We start from the raw sequence: 19006 nt of genomic DNA, 5'->3' as shown, positions 1-19006 counted from the left end.
GTTCCCGACGGCCGTCGCGCAGCGACTGAATGACTGTAGGCGGGGACTTCAGTCCCCGACCGCCCGTTCCATGATGCTTCGGGAACACCAGCGAACATGCAATTGCCCTGGCGTGAGGGGCGGGCCGGGCTACCATCTTCCCGGGACATGGGCCTCTCCCGACGGCCGTCGCGCAGCGACGGCGTGACTGTAGGCGGGGGTTTCAACCCCCGACTGCGCGCCTCGTCGCGCTTCGGGGACACCAGCGAACATGCAATTGCCCTGGCGTGAGGGGCGGGCCGGGCTACCATCTTCCCGGGACACGGGCCTCAACGAGGAGCACTATGAAGATTGCCAGCATCGAGACCTTCCTCTGCGACGCCGGCTGGCGCGCCTGGGTCTTTGTGAAGGTCGAGACGGACGACGGCCTCGTCGGGTGGGGCGAGTGCAGCGATGGCCGGATGCCACGCGCTCTGGCGGGGGCGGTTCTGGACTTCACGCCGTACCTGCTCGGCGAGGATCCGCGCCACGTCGAGCGGCTCTACTGGCTGATGTACCGCATCAGCCGCCAGCATCTCGGCGGCTCGGCGCACCGCGCGATGGCCGGCATCGAGCTGGCGCTCTGGGACATCAAAGCGCGGGCGCTCGGCGTCTCGGTGTCCGAGCTGCACGGCGGCCCGCTCCGCGACCGTCAGCGTGTTTACTGGTCGCACTGCGGCACGGTGCGCGCCACCAACTGGCAGCAGGCCGGCACGCCCCCGATCCGCACCTACGACGACATATCCACGCTCGGGCGGGAGGTCGTGGCGCGGGGGTTCACGGCCCTCAAGACGAACATCGTGATCCCGGGCGACCCGGCCGTCGTCTACTCGCCGGGCTTCGACCGCTCCGGCGAGAACCAGGAAGGCGTCGTCACGGCCCAGACGCTGGACCGCATCGAGCGGCTGATCGGCACGTTCCGCGAGGCGGTCGGGCCGGATGTCGGCATCGCGCTCGACCTGAACTACAATTTCAAGACGGATGGGTTGCAGCGGATCGGCAAGCTGCTGGAGCCGTTCCGGATGCAGTGGATCGAGTGCGACATGTGGGACCCGGCCGCGCTGCGGCAGGTCAAGGACTCGACCAGCACGCCCATCGCCTCCTGCGAGAGCCTGATCACCTCGAAGCAGTTCCGCCCCTACTTCGAGCAGCACGCGATGGACGTCTGCATCATCGACCTGCCCTGGAACGGCTGGATTCAGGGCAAGCGTGTGGCCGACATGGCCGAGGCCTACGAGATCAACATCGCCCCGCACAACCACTACAGCCACCTGGCGGACGCCATCGCGGCGCAGTTCTGCGGGACGCTGCCGAACGTCAAGATCATGGAGATCGAGATCGACGACGTGCCCTGGAAGCGCGATCTGGTGACGGTCCCGCCGACCATCGAGCACGGCTATGTCCAGGCGCCGTCGGGGCCGGGCTGGGGGCTGGCGCTCGACGAAGAGGCGTTGCGGGCGCACCCGTGGCCCCGGCGATAGCCCCCAGCCATGATGAAGCTCATGCTATTGCTTTTTCCCAAGCGGAGTGAGCCTATCCGACAGTCTCAGAGCAGGCGCGGCGCACGCCCTGACCGTCATCCCGAGCGGAGTGACCCATTCGGCAGGCTCAGGGCAAGCCTTGCGAACGCAGTCGAGGGATCTTCCCCGTCGTGGCTTGGAAGGAAGATCCCTCCACTTCGCTCGTTCCTCGCCGCGGTCGGGATGACGAGGGGTGACGGCGTTCCTCGCGGCGGTCGGGATGACGGGAGGGTGTCTACGTTGCTTGCTTCATCCCAGATGACGAGAGGCCGCCGACTCGTGCCGGTCGCGACGGCCGCCCAATCGCGTTCAACTTTGCGGACGAGAAGCCCACTGAGGGGGAGAGATCGATGAAGATCGCGAAGATCGAAGCGTTCCTGTGCGATGCCGGCTGGCGGCCGTGGGTGTTCGTCAAGGTCGAGACGGACGACGGCCTCGTCGGGTGGGGTGAGTGCAGCGATGGACGGATGCCACGCTCGGTGGCCGCTGCCGTGGACGATTTCGCCGGCGCGCTGATCGGCACCGATCCCCGGCACGTCGAGAAGGCGTACTGGACGATGTACCGGATCGCCCGGCAGCACCTGGGCGGCTCGGCCAGCCGCGCGATGGCCGGCATCGAGCTGGCCTTGTGGGACATCAAGGCCCGGGCGCTCGGCGTCTCCGTCTGCGAGCTGCACGGCGGCCCGATGCGCGAGAAGATGCGCCTCTACTGGTCCCACTGCGGCACCACCCGCGCCCGCAGCTGGGAGGCGCTTGGGACGCCGCCGCTGCGCTCCTACGACGATATCACGGCGCTCGGGAAGGAGGTCGTGGCGCGGGGCTTCACGGCGCTCAAGACCAACATCGTGATCCCGGGCGACCCTGCCGATGTCTACTCGCCGGGCTTCGCGCTCGACAGCTCAGGCACGGACGGCACCGTCTCGGCGGAGATCCTGAATCGGACCGAGAAGCTGATCGGCACGTTCCGCGACGCCGTCGGCCCGAACGTCGGCATCGCGCTGGACCTCAACTACAACTTCCGCACGGACGGCGTGCAGCGGATCACCAAGCTGCTCGAGCAGTTCAACATGCAGTGGGTCGAGTACGACAACTGGGATCCGGTCGCGCTGCGCCAGATCAAGGACTCGACCAGCACGCCCATCGCCTCCTGCGAGAGCCTCTGCACGACGAAGCAGTACCGCCCGTTCCTCGAGCAGCACGCGATGGATGTCTGCATCATCGATCTGCCCTGGAACGGCTGGATTCAGGGCAAGCGCGTGGCCGACATGGCCGAGGCTTACGAGATCAACATCGCCCCGCACAACTACTACAGCCACATGGCCGACATCATCTCGGCGCAGTTCTGTGGGACGCTTCCGAACGTCAAGATCATGGAGATCGACATCGACGACGTGGCCTGGAAGACGGAGCTGATGACGGTGCCGCCGACCATCGAGAACGGCTACATCTCGGTGCCGAGCGGCCCCGGCTGGGGCTCGGCGATCAACGAGGACGTGCTGCGCGCACACCCCTGGCCGAAGTAGGCCCTGATCCCGGCCCTCTCCGACGCGGCGATGTGTCATCTGCTTGACACTTCGCCGTGCTGCTGCGAGAACCCCCTGCGCCTCCGTGTATTCCCCTCAGACGAGCCACGACAGCGCGGCTCAGACGAGACGGGACACACGAGAGGGGCAGGACATCATGAAGCGGGCAACCTTCCTGGCACTGGCGTTTGGCGCGGTTCTTTCGGTCGCGAGCATCGGGTCGGCGGCCGCGGCCCCGGTCGATGCGCCCATCTGCTACAACACCTCGACTCCGACCTATGACATGGCCGGCGCCTACTTCGCGCCCGATCTGCCAGCCTACATCGAAGTCAACGCCTGTGGTGGGGTCGAGGTCACCTGGGACAACCAGTCCGGCCGCCATGCCGCCCGCTACGCCGCCGTTGACCGCCTGCCGGGCGGTGGCCTGATCGCCAAGGCGGATGAGGCCATCGGCGGGGTCTTCCCGAACGGCGCAACGGTCGTCGGCCTGAAGCCCGCCGAGCGTGGCCTGGTTCAGTTCATCACCACCAACGGCGATGGCGACATCACCGGCGTCTACAAGCTGACGAAGGTCCGCTAGCGCGCTGCTCCTTGACCGTTCAGGACAGAGAGACGCCCCGGCCAGATCCGGCCGGGGCGTCTTCGCGCGTCTGCCGTCTGGCACACTGTGGGCAGGATCGGACGAGCATCGTTGCCGGGAGATCGCCATGTCGCTGTCCGCGCGCCCCGCCCCCCGAGATCGCATGCAGCAGCGGCTGCGGTTCCTCTACGGCCAGGAGCGTGGGGACGCGGCGTTCGGGGCGTTGGCGGCGCAGTTGGACCGCTTCACCGCGCCCGCTGGCGTGAAAGCCGGCGTTAGCGGGCAGCGCTTCACCCAGGCTGATGCCCTGCTCATCACCTACGGCGACACCCTTCTTCCAGCTACACTGCCAGGCACATCGCCGGGGTCGGAGGAGCCACGGACCCCGCTGGCCGCCCTGCGGGCCTTCGCCGAGCGCCACCTGGACGGCGTCCTCTCCACCGTCCACATCCTGCCGTTCTTCCCCTACTCGTCGGACTACGGCTTCTCCGTCATCGACTACCAGCAGGTGAACCCGGAGCTTGGCTCCTGGGAGGATGTCGAGGCGCTGGGCCGGCGCTTCCCGCTGATGTTTGACTTCGTCGTGAACCACGTGTCGGCGGAAGGACCTTGGTTTCAGGCGTTCCTGCGTGGCGAGCCGCCCTACGACGAGTACTTCATCGTCACCGACCCGGCCGCCGACTTGCGGGGCGTCACCCGGCCGCGCACGACGCCGCTCCTGACCCAGGTGCAGACCGCGAACGGACCCCTCCACGTCTGGACGACCTTCAGCGCCGATCAGGTCGATCTGAACTACGCCAACCCGGCCCTCCTGCTGCGCATCGTCGAGGTGATGCTGAGCTACGTCGAGCGTGGGGCGACCCTGCTGCGGATGGACGCCGTCGGGTATCTCTGGAAGGAGATCGGCACGTCCTGCATCCACCTGCCGCGGACCCACGAGATCGTCAAGCTGTTCCGCGATGTGCTGGACGATGTCGCCCCGGGCGTGGCGATCGTCACCGAGACGAACGTGCCACACGCCGACAATGTGGCCTACTTTGGGGACGGCCACGACGAGGCCCAGATGGTCTACCAGTTCCCGCTGGCCCCGCTGGTGCTGCACAGCCTCGCGACGGGCGACGCCGGCACGCTGACGGGGTGGGCCGCCTCCCTGGAGACCCCCTCCGACGACACCACGTTCTTCAACTTCGAGGCGTCCCATGACGGCGTGGGGGTGATACCGGCGCGCGGCATCCTGACCGAAGCGGAGGTCCAGGCCCTGGCCGACCGGGTGGTCGCGCACGGTGGGCAGGTCTCGTACAAGACGAACCCGGACGGCTCGGAGAGCCCCTACGAGCTGAATGGGACGCTGTTCGACATCCTCTCGGACCCGGGCGACCTGGCGGAGCCGTGGGAGGTGAAGCGCGACCGTTTCCTCTGCTCGCAGGCGATCATGCTGGCGCTGGCCGGGGTGCCGGGCATCTACGTCCACTCGTTGTTCGGCAGCCACCACGATCGGGCAGGGTTCGAGCGCTCGGGCTGGAAGCGCGACCTCAACCACGCGCGGCTGCCGTTGTCCGATGTCGAGCGGTGGCTGGCCGATCCAGGCTCCGAGACGGCGCGGGTGTTCGCGGGCTACCGCCACCTGCTGACGACGCGGCGAGCGCAGCCGGCCTTCAGCCCGTCCGCGCCGCAGCAGGTGCTCGATCTCGGGCCGGGGCTGTTCGCGCTGCGACGCGGCCCGGCGGACGGGCAGACGGTGCTGGCGCTCCACAACGTGACGGGTGGTCCGCTGACCGTCGATCTCTCACGTCTCGGCCCAACAGGCGCGGAGCCGCTGCGCGACCTCCTGGCCGGCGAGATGGTGGCGGCGAGCAACTCGGTGACGCTGGCGCCGTACGGGGTGCGCTGGCTGGTCTAGAGTCTGGCCCAGGCGCGGCCCTCGCGGGCCAGCAGGTCGCGGGCGGCGCGCGGACCCCAGGTGCCGGCCTCGTAGTTCGAGAACTCCGGTGGCGGCAGGTGCTGCCAGCCCTCGAGAATCGACGTGACGATGGTCCAGGCCGCCTCTGTCTCGTCGCGGCGGGTGAAGAGCGTCGAGTCGCCCTGCATCGCGTCGAGGATCAGCCGCTCGTAGGCGTCCGCCGTCTGCCGCCCGAACGAGGTGCCGAAGCGGAAGTCCATCAGCACCGAGCGGATGTGCATGCCCGGCCCCGGCACCTTCGAGCCGAAGCGCAGCGCGATCCCCTCGTCTGGCTGGATGCGGAGCGTCAGCACGTTGGGGCGCTGGCGGCCGGCGTCGCCCATGCCAAACAGCAGCTGCGGCGTCGGCTTGAAGCGGATCGAGATCTCGGAGGAGCGCTTCGGCAGGCGCTTGCCGTGGCGCAGGTAGAACGGCACGCCGGCCCAGCGCCAGTTGTCGATCAGCAGCTTGATCGCCACGAACGTCTCGGTGTACGAGTCCGGCGAGACGCGGTCCTCCTCGCGGTAGCCCGGCACGGCGATGCCGTCGATGGCCCCGGGGCCGTACTGGCCGCGCACCGTGCGCCGCGCCACCTCGGCGGTATTCAGGGGGTGGATCGCCCGGAGCACCTTGACCTTCTCGTCGCGGACGGCGTCAGGGTCGAGGGCAACGGGCGGCTCCATCGCCACCAGCGAGAGCACCTGGAGGATGTGGTTCGCCACCATGTCCCTGAGCGCGCCGGACTCTTCGTAGTAGGGGCCGCGCCCTTCGACGCCCAGCGACTCCGCCACCGTGATCTGGACGTGGTCGATGTGCTGGCGATTCCAGATCGACTCCCAGATGCTGTTGGCGAAGCGGAACGCCATGATGTTCTGGACGGTCTCTTTCCCGAGGTAGTGGTCGATGCGGTAGACCTGCTCCTCCTGGAAGACCGTCGCCAGCTCTTCGTTGAGCTGCCGGGCAGTGGCCAGATCCGTCCCGAACGGCTTCTCGACGACGATGCGGGTCCAGCCGCCGTGTGCGCCGTTCTGCCCCGTCGGCGAGACGAGGCCGGCCTCGCCGAGGCGCTGGATGATGGTGGAGTAGGCGTTCGGCGCGGTGGCGAGGTAGTAGAGCCGGTTGCCCCGGGTGCCGCGCGTGGCGTCCAGCTCGTCGCAGATGCGCTTCAGCTCGTGGTAGCCCTCGGGATCCTCGAACGAGGCCTGCACGTAGCGGATCGCGTCCGCGAAGCGCTGTGCCACCGATGGGCGGAATGTGTCGCCGGTGCTCTCCTTCGCGGCGTCGAGGGTGCGATCTCGGAAGCCATCGTTGCCCCAGGGACGCCGTGCGAACCCGACGAGCGCCGAGCCGGCCGGCAGTCGGCGGTCAGCGGCCAGGTGGTACAGCGCAGGGATCAGCTTGCGATGGGTCAGGTCACCGGTCGCGCCGAAGATGACGACGACACAGGGCTCTGCGGAGAGCTCAGTTCGGAGACCCTCGCGGAGGGGGTTCGTCGCCGCAAGCATCGTGACCACCGGAAGGCCTCCAGAGTAGACGGGTGTCTGGGCAGACTAGCAGGAGTGCGGGGACCGCGACCACTCAGTATGGGTGATGGACCGTGGCGTAGGTCGTAGGTCGTGGACCGTGGGTCGTGGGTCGTGGGTCGTAGGTTGTAGACCGTGGGCCGTGGGCCGTGGGTCGTAGACCGTGGGCCGTGGGCCGTGGGCCGTGGGAGCGTATCGGCTGACGCGCGCTTTCAGCTCGTAGCAAACCTGCAGCCTCCATGTCATCCTGAGCGCAGCGAAGGACCTCACCCGCTGACCGTCAACTGCCGCGTCAGCGCGTGCGGAGAGGATGTCGACGTGGGCGGTGAGTTCGGCGGCCGCCGCCCGTCCCGCTGCAGCGGGGCCTGCCCGAACGCCCGCTCGGCCCTGCAGCCGTCCTACGACGGCACGCTCACCACGCCCCCTGCTCGACGCCTGACGTGCAGGTGCTCAGCAAGCATACGGGGCGGATCGGCCAGTACGAGTCCAGGGATCCGGTGGCGACGGCACCGGTGTGGAAGCCTCGAACCGCGCACTTAGTGCGCCGTCAAGCCACCGTCAATCGCCAGCACCTGACCCGTGATGTAGCTGGCGGCACGTGAAGCCAGGAACACAGCGGATCCACCGATCTCGTCCATCTCAGGGAGTCGCCCGAGGGGCAGTTCAGCGAGGATCGCTTCGGCATGCTCGTCGAGGGTACTCCGAGTCATGCGCGTCGGAAAGAACGAAGGGGCGAGCGCGTTCACCAGGATGCCATGCGGAGCGAGCTTCACGGCGAGATCGCGCGTGAGCGATACGATGGCGCCCTTGCTGGCGGAGTAGCCCACGGCATCGATGGTCGCGGCGTGACCGCCCACCAGCCCATACACCGACGCCAGGTTGATGATGCGACCTGGTTGACCTTGCCCGATCAGGTACCTCGCGAACGCCTGGCTCATCAGGAACATCGAGGTGACATTGGTATCCAGGACAGCCCGCCATCGGTCGAGCGGCATCTCCAGGAACGGAGCGCCCCACGTGATGCCGGCATTGTTCACCAGTACATCGATCCGGCCGAAGCGATCGACCGCTGCGTCGACGACCCTGCCGGCGTCATCGGGATCAGCCGCATCGGCCACGATGGCGCGCGCGTTCACACCCTGCTCAAACAGCGATCGCTCGGCCTCTTCGAGCCAGGCTTTGCGCCGCCCGGTGATGATGATGGATGAGCCAGCCTTTCCGAGCGCCAATGCCAGCGCCAGCCCAAGCCCGCGCGAGCCGCCGGTCACGATGCTCACCGCGTGGGACAGATCGAAAAGCTGACTGGCTGACGGCGTCACGTCGCACGGCTCAGGATGTGGACTGCGCCAACCGCGGCATCGTGTCCGAGCCAGCCGCCGCTGTTCTCGGCCAGCGCCACGCGAGCGCCAGCTACCTGGCGGGCGCCCGCCCGCCCCTGAAGCTGCCAGGTCAGCTCGCAGAGCTGCGCGATGCCCGTCGCCGCGAGCGGATGGCCTCGCGCCAGGAGTCCCCCGCTCGGATTCACTGGAAGACGCCCACCGAGCCGAGTCTGGCCCGAGGCGAGGAGGGCCAGCGCCGCTCCCGCTGGTGCGAGCCCCACGTCTTCGAGCGCCATCAGCTCGGCCGGGGCCGTCGCGTCATGCACTTCCACAATATCGACGTCGCCCGGCCCCAGGCCCGCTCGCTCGTAGGCCTGCATGGCGGCCAGCCTCGCAACGCTGGAGGAACCGGCCGCTGGCGAACCGGCCGCTGGCGACGTGGACAGCCCCGACGTCAGCGCTGTAGCGTTGACTATGACGCCAGCAGCGTCGAGCTTACGCGCCAGCACATCGCCCACCACCACCAGCGCAGCGGCGCCATCAGTGATCGGGGCGCACATCAAGAGCGTCAATGGCGGCACGATTGGCCGCGAGGCCAGCACATCCTCGGCAGTGACGATGCCGCCGTACTGAGCGAGCGGATTCAGGCTCCCGTGGTACTGGTTCTTCGCCGCCACCGCTGCAAAATCCCGCGCAGTGGCTCCGGTACGCTCCATGTATGCACGCGTCATCTCGGCATAGACGTCCATGAATGGCGAGCGCCCCGCAGGCAGATTTGCTGTCGACTCCACATCCAGTGCCGTCCCAATCGCTCGGAAGGTGGCGTCCTTATCTGGGTGCGTCAGCTTCTCTGCACCGACCACGAGCGCGGCATCGCAGGCACCGGATTGGACCGCCTGGCATGCCAGAAAGAACGCGGTCGAGCCAGATGCACAGGCGTTCTCGACGTTGAAGACCGGCACGTGCTCGAAGCCAAGGCCAGACAGGGCGACCTGACCCCGGATCATCTCCTGGCCAGACAGCATGCCTGCCACCGCGTTGGCGAAGTACACCGCCTGAATCTGGCCCGGCTCCAGGCCAGCCGCCATCATCACGCCACGAACGGCTTCCGCGGTGAGCGACTTCAGGGAGGCGTCCGGCTGCTTCGCGAAGCGGGTCATCGCGGCAGCGGCAATGGTCGCGCTACCCATGGCGGCATGGCTGGCGGTCTGGCCCCTTCACAGCACCGCCGAGCTCGTCGAGCACAACCTGTCCTGGGCGAGCTTCATCACCTGCAGCGCGGCGTGGGGCTCGTGCTTGCCGACCTGCATGATCGGGAGATTCACACCCGCCGCGCAGAACTCCTCGATGCGGTCCAGACAGGCGCTTTCCGTGCCCACTGCTGTCAGTGCGATGACGACCTCATCTGGCAGCGCCTTGATCCCCTCGCGGAAGCCATCACGGGCGATTGACGCACGGAGGTCAGTGGCGAGGCCAGGATCGAAGCCGCTCATCTCCAGAATCGCCTCACCCTCCGGGACCGACACGAGTCCGGCAATGGTTGGACGAACCCGAGCAACGGCTGCACTGAGATCGTCGTCGACGGCCATCGGGATGGTCATTCCGATCGTGAACTCCGGAGAGACATCCCCGAGCCGCTCGCGGACGACCTTCGCCAGCTCAATGCCACCCACGGAGAGGAGCACGCCGGCGGCTCGGTCACGCGCCAGCGCGCACATCCGTGGACCGATGGCCGCCAGCACAATTGGTGGAACCTGCTTCTCCGGTCGGAACATCAGGCGCGCATCATGGACCTGCGTGGTCTTCCCCTCCAGGGTGACCGTCTCGCGGGCCAGCATCTTCTCGTACACGTCCATCGCCTCGATGACCGCCGTCCTGGGCTTCGAGAAGTCGTAGCCGAGATCCCGCATCCAGTTCGGCTCGCTGGTGCCCAGGCCGTAGATGATCCGCCCGGGCGCAAGCTCCCCCAGGGTCGCGAACGTCATCGCCAGCAGCGAGGGATGACGCGTGTATGGGTTCACCACGCCGGTGGCCAGCAGGATCTTCTCGGTGGTGGTTGCCATGGCTGCGGTGAGCGAGATGGCATCCCGTGCGAAGTAGGCTTCTGAGAGCCAGACTGAGTGCAGACCAAGCCGCTCAGCCTCCTGCGCGGTCGCGATCACCGCATGACACGGAAGCTCCACGCCTGGCCAGACACCGACGCCAAGAATACCCACCTAGCTCACCTCATATTCCTGAATCTCGAAGAGGACGCGATTTGACGCTGGCTGGGGACGGACCCAGTTGATACGGGCCGATGCCAGCGCATCTGAACCGATACGTGTGGCATGGGCCACCTTCGGCTCGTCGAAGAGCAGTGCGATGCCGGCTGCCTTGACTCGCGCGCTGTATGCATCCAGGTCTGGCACCCGCAGGCTGATGGAGAAGATGCCCTCACCCCGGCGATTGAGGAACCGTCCAATCGTCGAAGTCTCCGTTGCCGGCTCGATAAGCGCGAGCACCGGACGGTCGTCCAGGTACAGGTTTCGGAAGCGAACCTCTTCTGGCGGCTGCGCCTGGACCACTTCCGGCCCGACCTCCAGCCCGAACAACTCGGAGAGTTCTCCAGCGGCAGCGTCCACATCTTGAACCGCACAGTGGATCTCGTTGAGGGCCGCTGGCACGTCCGGGCCGCTGGGAGGGTTCGCCAGCGGTACGTCCTCAGCGCCGTGAAGCTCCTGGAGTTCCACTACCAGTCCATGCGTCGCCCTGGACGGCGCGACAAAGTTCAGCCTGATCTTTGAGAAGTGCTGCGAGCCCGATCGGACACGCTCGAGCACGATGGGCTCGTCCATGAGCACGCGCGCGCCCTTTGCCCGTAGGTGCGCTACCGTCGCGTCCAGGTCTGCCACCCCGAATGTCATCGAGAAAGCGCCGGCTCCACGCCGCTCAAGGAACCGGCTGATGGCCGTGCCCTCGCCGATGCTGTCCATCACCGCGATCGAGCGATCGCCCACCGCGAAGCTCTGGAAACGGGCCTGGATCGGCGGGAGTGGCTCCTCCTGGACTTCATAGCCGGGATGGCCGGTGACGGCCCCGATGCCCCCTGCCACTGCATCAATCTGCTCCGCGGCGAGGGAGACTTCGCGCAGTTCTGTTACGCGCATCGGGTAGCTCCTGAACTCTGGATCCTCACGCTAATTCCCCACGGTCGCCAGATACTGCCCATCAAAGACCTGGGAGCGCAGCGCACCGGTCTCCACGTCCAGGAACCTGGACCAGATGGCGAAGCCCTCAGGATCGATATTGCCGTCAGGGCTGATCGCGCCGTCGCCCACGAGCTGCTGATAGAAGAGCGCTGCGTCCTCGGGCTTCGCGTTCGTCTCGGCCACCAACGCCCTGATAGCGGCCTCCTTGTTCGCTGGATCGTGAAGCCACTTCGAGGCCTGGACGTACACCGCGAGCAGTCGAGTCACCGCTTCGCGGTTGCCGTTCAGCCACGTCTTATTCCCCGTCAGCATGGTCCACTGCATGTGCTTGATCGACGTGGTAGACAGGCCAAGATCGCTGAACCCCTGTCGCACCACCGGGAGATCCCCAGGCGGGGGGAGAACCGTCGCATCGACGCCGCCGCCGGTCAGCGCGGCCACCCGTGTGGCAACTCCGCCAGTACCGACCAGCGTGTAGCTGCCTTCCTTGATGCCCACCTGCTCCAGCCAGGCCCGTGCCACGAATGCGTCCACGCCCAGCTCGGTCTCCGAGACGCCGATCTTCTTGCCGTTCAGCTCATTGATGGAGGTGAGCCCCCTGGCTCCCACCATTCGGTAGACCGGTGCATTCTGTAGCCCGCCGATCCCCACAAGCTGGGCGCCGACCGCGTTCGCCTTCTGGATCTGCGGCACGGTTCCGGTGATGATCTGGACCGAGTTGCTCTGGAGTGCCTGGACCAATTTGGAGTCGGTGTCTACCACCACGGTGGTGAAGTCGATGCCAGCCCGGTCGAAGAGGCCTTCCTGGGTGGCAACCCACAGCGGCCAGTGCCCCGCCAGTTTGGATGCCAGGCCAAGCTGAAGTGAGATGCGGGGACCAGTGGGGACGGCGGCGGCCGGCTTGGCCGCCGGGGATGGGCTGGCCGCGGTCGCCGGGGATGCGGCTGGGGATGCACTTGTTGCAGGCGACGAGGCCGGGCTGGCGGCAGATGCGGGGCTCGCCGCCGCTGGACTGGCAGCAGCGGCGGCGGACGATGCAGCGGCCGGCGCCGCCGTCGGCTTGGCGGCTGCGGCAGTAGGCGTGGGAGCCGGCGCCGAGGAACACGCGCTCACCAGACCGATGAGCGCCAGGAGCACCATCGAAGTCCACAGCCCCTTCCCGAGCCGGTGCCGAGTCCCCGGCAAGCGCCCAGGCAGACGAGGGTACGCGCGCAGCCTCATGCGAATCTCCTCTCGATGTTCGCGAGCAGCCCGTTGACGGCGATGGCGAAGCTGGCCAGGATCGAGACACACAGCAACAGTGTCGCGACGTCGAATGACTGTGTGGCGATGAGGATGAGGTAGCCCAGCCCGGCGCTGGAGCCGAAGAATTCACCCAGCACCACGCCGAGCACCCCGCGCCCCGCTCCCAGACGCAGACCAGACAGCACGGCCGGCATCGCGGCCGGCAGCAGCACGTGCGTGAACCGCATCAGCGGGGGCGCGCCGTAGACGTGTGCTACCTCGAGGTAGGTGCGCTCCACGGTCGCAACACCCGCAATGACGGCGAGCACGATCGGGAAGTACGCCACGAACGCGATGACGGCAATCTTGGACGCTGGCCCCAAACCCAGCCAGATCACGAACAATGGCGCCAGGGCCACGCTGGGCGTGGCATAGATCGCGGCCAGGACCGGCTCGCTGGCTTGCCGCAGCCGCGCCGAGCTGCCGATGATCGCGCCGCCCACCACGCCCAGCAGGGCCGCGATGCCCATACCGGCCAGAAACTCGGTGAGGGACACGCGGATGTGCTGCCAGAGGGTGCCATTGCCGACCAGCGTGACCCCCTTCTGCGCCACCAGGGAGGGTGGCACCAGTGCCAGCGGATTCGCTGCCCAACGGGCCACGAGCTCCCAGATCAGCAGGAACACGGCAATTCCCACCAGCCCCCACATCCAGGAGGCGTGCGACTCCGTGCCCGGCGCTGCCAGTTGTCGCCTGGGAGCGGTTGGCTGCGCCTCGACTCTCGCTTCTTCCATGGTTACACGCTCACAGGATGAGCCGCTGCACGTCGGCAACGATCTGCTGGAATTCATGAGATCGTTTGATGTCCGGGTCACGCGGTCGGGGCCAGGGCGCGCGAATCGTGCTGGCGATGCCGCGCGCCTCCTGGGTCATCACCATGATCTCGTCGCCGAGGAACACCGCCTCTGGGATGTCGTGGGTCACGAAGATCACGGTGCACACGCGGTCAGCAATGAGACGACCCGTGAGGTCCTGAACGTCCTCTCGGGTCAGATAGTCCAGCGCCGAGAACGGCTCGTCCATGAGCAGGATGCGGGGGTCTGTAGCAAGCGCCCGCGCCAGGTTCACCCGTTGACGCATGCCGCCAGATAGCTGCCGAGGTCGGAGGTGGCCAGCATCCGCCAGCCCCACTCGCGCAAGCTCGGAGCGAGCGCGATTCAGCGCGCCGCTCTTCGGTGCGCCGCTGGCGCTCATCGCGAACATCACGTTCTGCTCGGCCGTCATCCAGGGGAACAAGCTGTCGGACTGGAACACCATCGCGATCTCACGCCAGCGTCCGGAGGCGTGGCCTGGATGGATGACGTCCACGCGACCGGACGTCGGCGCCTGGAGGCCAGCCACCACCCGCAGCAGCGTGGTCTTGCCGCAACCGCTGCGCCCCACCAGGCAGATGACCCGGCCCGCGTTCAGGTCGAGGTTCACGCCAGACAGCACCGGCCGACCGTGGAACTCGACGCTCACATCCTGGACGTGCAGCGCACGTGCTTCAGCGACTGGCAGGGTCATGAGCCGTCCTGCTGTCGCACGTCTATCCAGCGCGGGGTCTTGCCACTGGCGTTGGTCTGGAAAGCATCGGGTGGTCCACCCTGCTCCCAGAGCCGTACGTCGAAGCGTAAGCCGGTCGTCTGGCGGAGGCTATGCTCCAGCGCGGCAGGATTGAACGCCGCCGCGCTGGACGCCCGCACGAACAGGGTGAGTTCCTCGCGCCCGTCTGCCGTGGCGCTGACGATCACCCAGAAGTCCTCAACCCCCGGGGTCTCCACAAGCAGCGACTCCACCGTGCCGGGCCAGAGATTGACGCCGCGCACCTTCAGCATCGCGTCCAGACGACGGATGGTGCCGGCCTCCAGGCCGGGCCACGCAGATCCGCACCGGCACCCACCGCCCCGCACGAATCGGCCAGAGTCGCCGGTGGCGAAGCGCACCAGCGGGCCGGTCTGGTTCATCAGGTGAGTACCCACGATCTCCCCGCGCTCTCCGTGCTGAACCAGTGCCCCCTCCGGCGAGAGCACCTCCAACAACTGGTACGATGGATCCCAGTGGAGCGTCCCACGCTGCCCCGGCGCCGCCAGGATGCCCTCGCCGCAGGTCATCGCGAAGAAGCCAGCGGCGTTGCCGTACCATTCGAAGACACGAGCGCCCCAGCGCTTCTCGGTGCGGGCAACCCACGCCTCGGTGACGGCCTGCGTGGCTACGTAGATGTGGCGCACGGCGAGCGAGGCGGGCGCGTGGCCGGCCTGGTCAAGCGCGGCGGCCAGCCGATCCACATAGACCGGGGTGCCGACCAGCGCCGTGACGCCGAAGCGGAGCATGCGCTCTACTTTCTCGTCAGTCCCCAGGCTGCCGATGCGGAGCACCAGCGCACCGGCGGCCCGAAGGCAGGCACACAATTTCCAGCCTCCGCCCGCCGTCCCGATCGGCAGGGTGAGCGCGACGGTATCGTCTGGGCCAAGGCCAGTGGTGCGCATGGCGGCGGTCATCATCCCGATGCCAGCATCCTCGTCGGCGCGCGAGAGGGCGTGGATCTCCTTCTCGCCGCCGGAGCTTCCGCTGGACTCGACTACCAGGGTCACGTCCCTGGGTGAGGACAGCAGACGTCTGCCAAAGGGCGGCTTCTGCTGCTGATCCTGGAGGATGTCGGCCTTGGTGAGTGGCGCGACGGCGGGCCAGGCATCGGTGAGTGAGCCACCCAGATCGACGCCGCCGAGGCGCTCGGCAAGCAGCGAATCCCGGTGGGTCGCGGCTAGCTCTCGTAGCCGTTCAAGCCGCATCACGTCGCCGAAGTCGGCCAGGGTCACGCCGGTCGACGCGATCGCATTATCGCCAGGCACGAGCAAGCTCCCGAGCAATCACGACCCGCTGGATCTGGTTGGTACCGTCAAAGATCTGGAGGATCTTGGCGTCGCGCATCATCCGCTCGACTGGGAAGTCTCGGAGGTAGCCATACCCGCCGAGCACCTGGACGGCGTCGGTGGTGACGCTCATAGCGGTGTCCGATGCGAACGTCTTGGCTTCGGCGGCAAGGCGGGTGGCCTCCGGACGCCGCTCATCGTAGGCATGGGCGGCCGCATGGGCGAGGTACCGCGAGGCGTCGATCTTGATCGCCATGTCCGCCAGCATGAACTGGATCGCCTGAAAGTCGATGATCGGACGGCCGAACTGCCGGCGCTGAACGGCGTAGTTGCCAGCCTGTTGGAGCGCCCCCTCGGCCAGCCCGATGGCTTGAAACGCGACGACGATGCGGGCCGGATCCAGCGCGCTGACGGCAAGCTCGAAGCCGTCGCCCTCCTGCCCCACCAGATTTTCAGCGGGAACCACGCAGTCATCCAGCAGGATCTCGGCAGTCGGCGAGCCGCGCAGGCCCATCTTGCGCTCGATACGACCCACCGAGAGGCCGGGCGTCATTCGCGGCACGACGAAGCAGCTCAGACCCTCGCGACCGGCGCCGGGACCGGTGCGAGCGAAGACGGTGTACAGGTCGGCTACGCTGCCGTTGGTAACGAAGCACTTGGCGCCGCGCAGGACATAGGTGTCGCCTCGATGCTCGGCGCGGGTCTGGATGGCGGCGATGTCCGACCCCGCGCCTGGCTCTGTCAGCGAGAACGCTCCGAGCACTTCGCCGGAGGCAAGCGTGGGCAGGATGCGTTGCTTGAGCTGCGCCGAGCCACCGCGGATGATCGGGTCAGAGGCGAGCTTCTGGTCGGCCAGCGTCACGCTGCTGGTGAGGCAGGTCGCCGCGATCTCCTGATACACCAGGCACGTGTCGAAGAGAGGAAGCTCGCCGCCACCGTACGCTTCCGGAAGCGACATCCCCAGTAAGCCCTGCTCGCGGAAAGCGGCTACCACGTCCCAGGGGAACTCGCCGGTCTCATCGATCTGCTCGGCGCGCGGCACGATGACGCGGGCCGTGAGATCCCGAACAACATCCAGCAAGAGGCGCTGCTGATCGTCAAGCTGCGGGACAGTACTGGCGAGCATGGTGGTGGAGGGAAGCTCCCATCTGGCGCCACAGCGCGCCGAGCCAGACCGTACAATGCCTGGGTGAACGAGCGTTCGTTCACCGTAGGGTAATGGGCCGCCCCATGCCTGTCAAGGGTCTGTTTCGGCAGGGCGATTGCCTGTTCATTGGTGTCCCCGATGCATCATGGAACGGGCGGTCGGGGACTGAAGTCCCCGCCTACACGCATTCAGTCGCTGCGCGACGGCCGTCGGGAACGGCCGGCACCGGTGCGACTGGAGCGTCGCGCAGCGACTGCAGGATGGTAGGCGGGGCTTTCAAGCCCCGACGGGGCGGCACGACGCGCTCAGCATACGATTGCACTGGTAGCAGCATCAGGGCGATGGCATGTTCATTGGTGTCCCCGAAGCATCATGGAACGGGCGGTCGGGGGTTGAAACCCCCGCCTACAGTCATTCAGTCGCTGCGCGACGGCCGCCGGGAATGCCAGGCACTGGTGCGACTGGCGCGTCGCGCAGCGACTGCAGGATGGTAGGCGGGGCTTTCAAGCCCCGACGCGGCCGCACGACGACATCAACAGGCAATCGCCCTGGCTGTTTCGGGCGGCAGTTGTCAGGAATGCCCAGATGGCGTCATCATCCAGCGCGGTCATGATGAATCTGCACCACGTTCGTGCCGCTCTGCGCCCCCGGGGTCGGGCGACTGCTGCGTCCGCACCATCGGCCAATGCCGCGTCATAAGGAGGGGTCCTCGGATACCTCGGCAGTGGATGCCCATGGGATCGCAGAGACCCCACCGCTGAGCGCGCCAGACCGCATCCGCGCCGCTGCAACCGAGTTGCTCCGCGTTCGCGGGTACAGCGCAACCTCAATGCGCGACCTCGCGACGATGGTGGGGATGACTGTTGGCAGCCTGTACAACCACTTCGTTTCCAAGCAGGCCCTGCTCTACGACATTCTCCTGTCTGCGCACACGGATGCTCTCGCTGCGCTGGACGCTGCTCTTGTGGCTGATCCGGCGCCACCTGTGGCGCTCCGGCAGGCGGTCCGCAGTCACGTTATGTTCCATATTCACCACCCGGCCGCCGTGGCGGTGGTGTACCGCGACATCGACTTTCTCTCTCCAGAGCAGATCCGAACGATCGTCGGGCTTCGACGTGCGTACGAGGCGCGGATCGTGGGGCTGATCGTGGCTGGCGCGGAACAGGGCGTGTTTCAGCCGCTCGACCCAAGTCTCTCGACCATCGCCCTCATCAGCATGGGCATTCGGGTGGCTGCCTGGTACCGGCCGGGCGGCCGTCTGTCCGCCGACGAGATAGCAGACCGCTACGGCGCCTACGCGCTGCGGCTTGTCGGATGCTCATCTCAAGCCTGACATCTCAGGGCGATGGTGCGGCTCACCGAAGGGGCTGCTACGCCACCATCATGAGATCGGCCCCGGGCGGCATCGGCGGCATCGGCGGCATCGGCGGCATCGGCGCTCTACGCGCTGGTGAGTTGCTCGGGCAGCGCTTCCTACGACCTGCGATCCACGACCTACGACCCACGTATTCGGTCCTCACGGTCGGCCAGCCACACCACGCCACCGGCTGCCACGATCAAGACGGCCACCGACAGGCTGACCGGGCCGCCGACAGCCGGCGTCCAGCGGGCGGCCAGCCCGAGCGCCGTGTACGTCCCGCAGACGGCCAGGGCTGCGAGGCCAACGCCCAGGGCGGCCAGCGTCGGCAGGCGGCGGGCGTACCAGCCGTTCGGCGTGCGCGGCACGAACCCCCAGCCCAACAGCAGCAGGTAGAGGCTGCCGATCCAGAACGCGAACGAGCGTCCGAAGCCGACGTCAACCGTCAGGATCTGCTGAAACAGGGCCGCATGCAGCAGGCTGAGCAGGGCGTACAGCCCGGCGAGGCCCAGGCTCCAGGCGACGATCACCACCCCACGCGGCAACGATCCGGTCGCCCGTTGCGGGTCGCTTTGGGCACGCGAATCTGGGACAGAAGAGGTTACATCTTCGGGTCGCAGAGGCAATCTCCATCACCGTCGATCCGCGCCGGGCGTTAGTGTACACGACCAACGCGCGTCCCCACTCCTTATGGGAAGTCGGCTGCTTGTCAAGTACTCTGATGTCACAGGATCGTCAAGATGTTGACCGGAGCCT

At 67.2% G+C, this 19006-nt stretch carries 16 protein-coding genes; 5 read left to right on the top strand and 11 right to left on the bottom strand.

Translation table 11 applies throughout. The annotated features are described in order from the left end of the window. The first annotated feature begins 323 nt into the window (after positions 1-323). From IT306_28495 to IT306_28480, 4 genes are all read left to right on the top strand, one after another. Complete coding sequence (locus IT306_28495; protein MCC7372387.1) at positions 324-1499, top strand: mandelate racemase/muconate lactonizing enzyme family protein; 1176 nt, start codon at positions 324-326, stop codon at positions 1497-1499. Positions 1500-1888: 389 nt separating this feature from the next. Beyond that, entirely contained in the window at positions 1889-3061 is a 1173-nt protein-coding gene (locus tag IT306_28490; GenBank protein MCC7372386.1) for a mandelate racemase/muconate lactonizing enzyme family protein, read from the top strand. Between the two features lie 157 nt (positions 3062-3218). Continuing rightward, positions 3219-3641, top strand: a complete 423-nt coding sequence (locus IT306_28485) for a hypothetical protein (GenBank protein MCC7372385.1) — start codon at positions 3219-3221, stop codon at positions 3639-3641. Between the two features lie 127 nt (positions 3642-3768). After that, a complete protein-coding gene (locus IT306_28480; GenBank protein ID MCC7372384.1) occupies positions 3769-5541 on the top strand; it encodes a DUF3459 domain-containing protein in 1773 nt (590 codons plus the stop codon). Here IT306_28480 and zwf read toward each other — a convergent pair. The 10 genes from zwf to IT306_28430 form a co-directional block, all read right to left on the bottom strand. Then, a complete protein-coding gene (gene zwf / locus IT306_28475; protein MCC7372383.1) occupies positions 5538-7085 on the bottom strand; it encodes a glucose-6-phosphate dehydrogenase in 1548 nt (515 codons plus the stop codon). The two genes, IT306_28480 and zwf, sit on opposite strands and share 4 nt — an antisense overlap. Positions 7086-7639: 554 nt before the next feature. Beyond that, positions 7640-8422, bottom strand: a complete 783-nt coding sequence (locus tag IT306_28470; GenBank protein MCC7372382.1) for a glucose 1-dehydrogenase — start codon at positions 8420-8422, stop codon at positions 7640-7642. Beyond that, positions 8419-9612 (bottom strand): thiolase family protein, encoded by a 1194-nt coding sequence (locus IT306_28465; protein MCC7372381.1) that lies wholly within the window; start codon positions 9610-9612, stop codon positions 8419-8421. The genes IT306_28470 and IT306_28465 overlap by 4 nt, the downstream gene beginning before the upstream one ends. 27 nt (positions 9613-9639) lie before the next feature. Beyond that, the gene (locus IT306_28460; protein ID MCC7372380.1) at positions 9640-10584 is read right to left on the bottom strand and encodes an LLM class flavin-dependent oxidoreductase; all 945 of its coding nucleotides are present in this window, start codon (positions 10582-10584) and stop codon (positions 9640-9642) included. A gap of 54 nt (positions 10585-10638) precedes the next feature. Further along, complete coding sequence (locus IT306_28455) at positions 10639-11568, bottom strand: VOC family protein (GenBank protein MCC7372379.1); 930 nt, start codon at positions 11566-11568, stop codon at positions 10639-10641. A gap of 30 nt (positions 11569-11598) precedes the next feature. Next, complete coding sequence (locus IT306_28450) at positions 11599-12831, bottom strand: ABC transporter substrate-binding protein (GenBank protein MCC7372378.1); 1233 nt, start codon at positions 12829-12831, stop codon at positions 11599-11601. After that, entirely contained in the window at positions 12828-13520 is a 693-nt protein-coding gene (locus IT306_28445) for an ABC transporter permease (GenBank protein MCC7372377.1), read from the bottom strand. Before IT306_28445 ends, IT306_28450 begins: the two co-directional genes overlap by 4 nt. 118 nt (positions 13521-13638) lie before the next feature. Next, entirely contained in the window at positions 13639-14400 is a 762-nt protein-coding gene (locus IT306_28440) for an ABC transporter ATP-binding protein (protein MCC7372376.1), read from the bottom strand. Then, positions 14397-15725 carry an AMP-binding protein gene (locus tag IT306_28435; GenBank protein MCC7372375.1) on the bottom strand — a complete coding sequence of 443 codons (1329 nt, stop codon included), beginning with the start codon at positions 15723-15725 and terminating at the stop codon, positions 14397-14399. The genes IT306_28440 and IT306_28435 overlap by 4 nt, the downstream gene beginning before the upstream one ends. Then, the gene (locus tag IT306_28430; protein MCC7372374.1) at positions 15712-16872 is read right to left on the bottom strand and encodes an acyl-CoA dehydrogenase family protein; all 1161 of its coding nucleotides are present in this window, start codon (positions 16870-16872) and stop codon (positions 15712-15714) included. The genes IT306_28435 and IT306_28430 overlap by 14 nt, the downstream gene beginning before the upstream one ends. Positions 16873-17617: 745 nt before the next feature. Between IT306_28430 and IT306_28425 the strand changes: the two genes are divergently transcribed. Further along, positions 17618-18226, top strand: coding sequence for a TetR family transcriptional regulator (locus IT306_28425; GenBank protein ID MCC7372373.1), 609 nt, complete (start codon positions 17618-17620; stop codon positions 18224-18226). 161 nt (positions 18227-18387) lie between these two features. Here the strand turns inward: IT306_28425 and IT306_28420 are convergent, their stop codons facing one another. Then, positions 18388-18795 carry a hypothetical protein gene (locus IT306_28420; GenBank protein ID MCC7372372.1) on the bottom strand — a complete coding sequence of 136 codons (408 nt, stop codon included), beginning with the start codon at positions 18793-18795 and terminating at the stop codon, positions 18388-18390. Positions 18796-19006 lie beyond the last annotated feature (211 nt).

The organism is Chloroflexota bacterium, assembly GCA_020850535.1.
Classification (GTDB): domain Bacteria; phylum Chloroflexota; class UBA6077; order UBA6077; family JACCZL01; genus JADZEM01.
The sequence above is the reverse complement of the archived record's forward strand: the minus strand, read 5'-3'. Positions and strand labels throughout refer to the sequence as shown.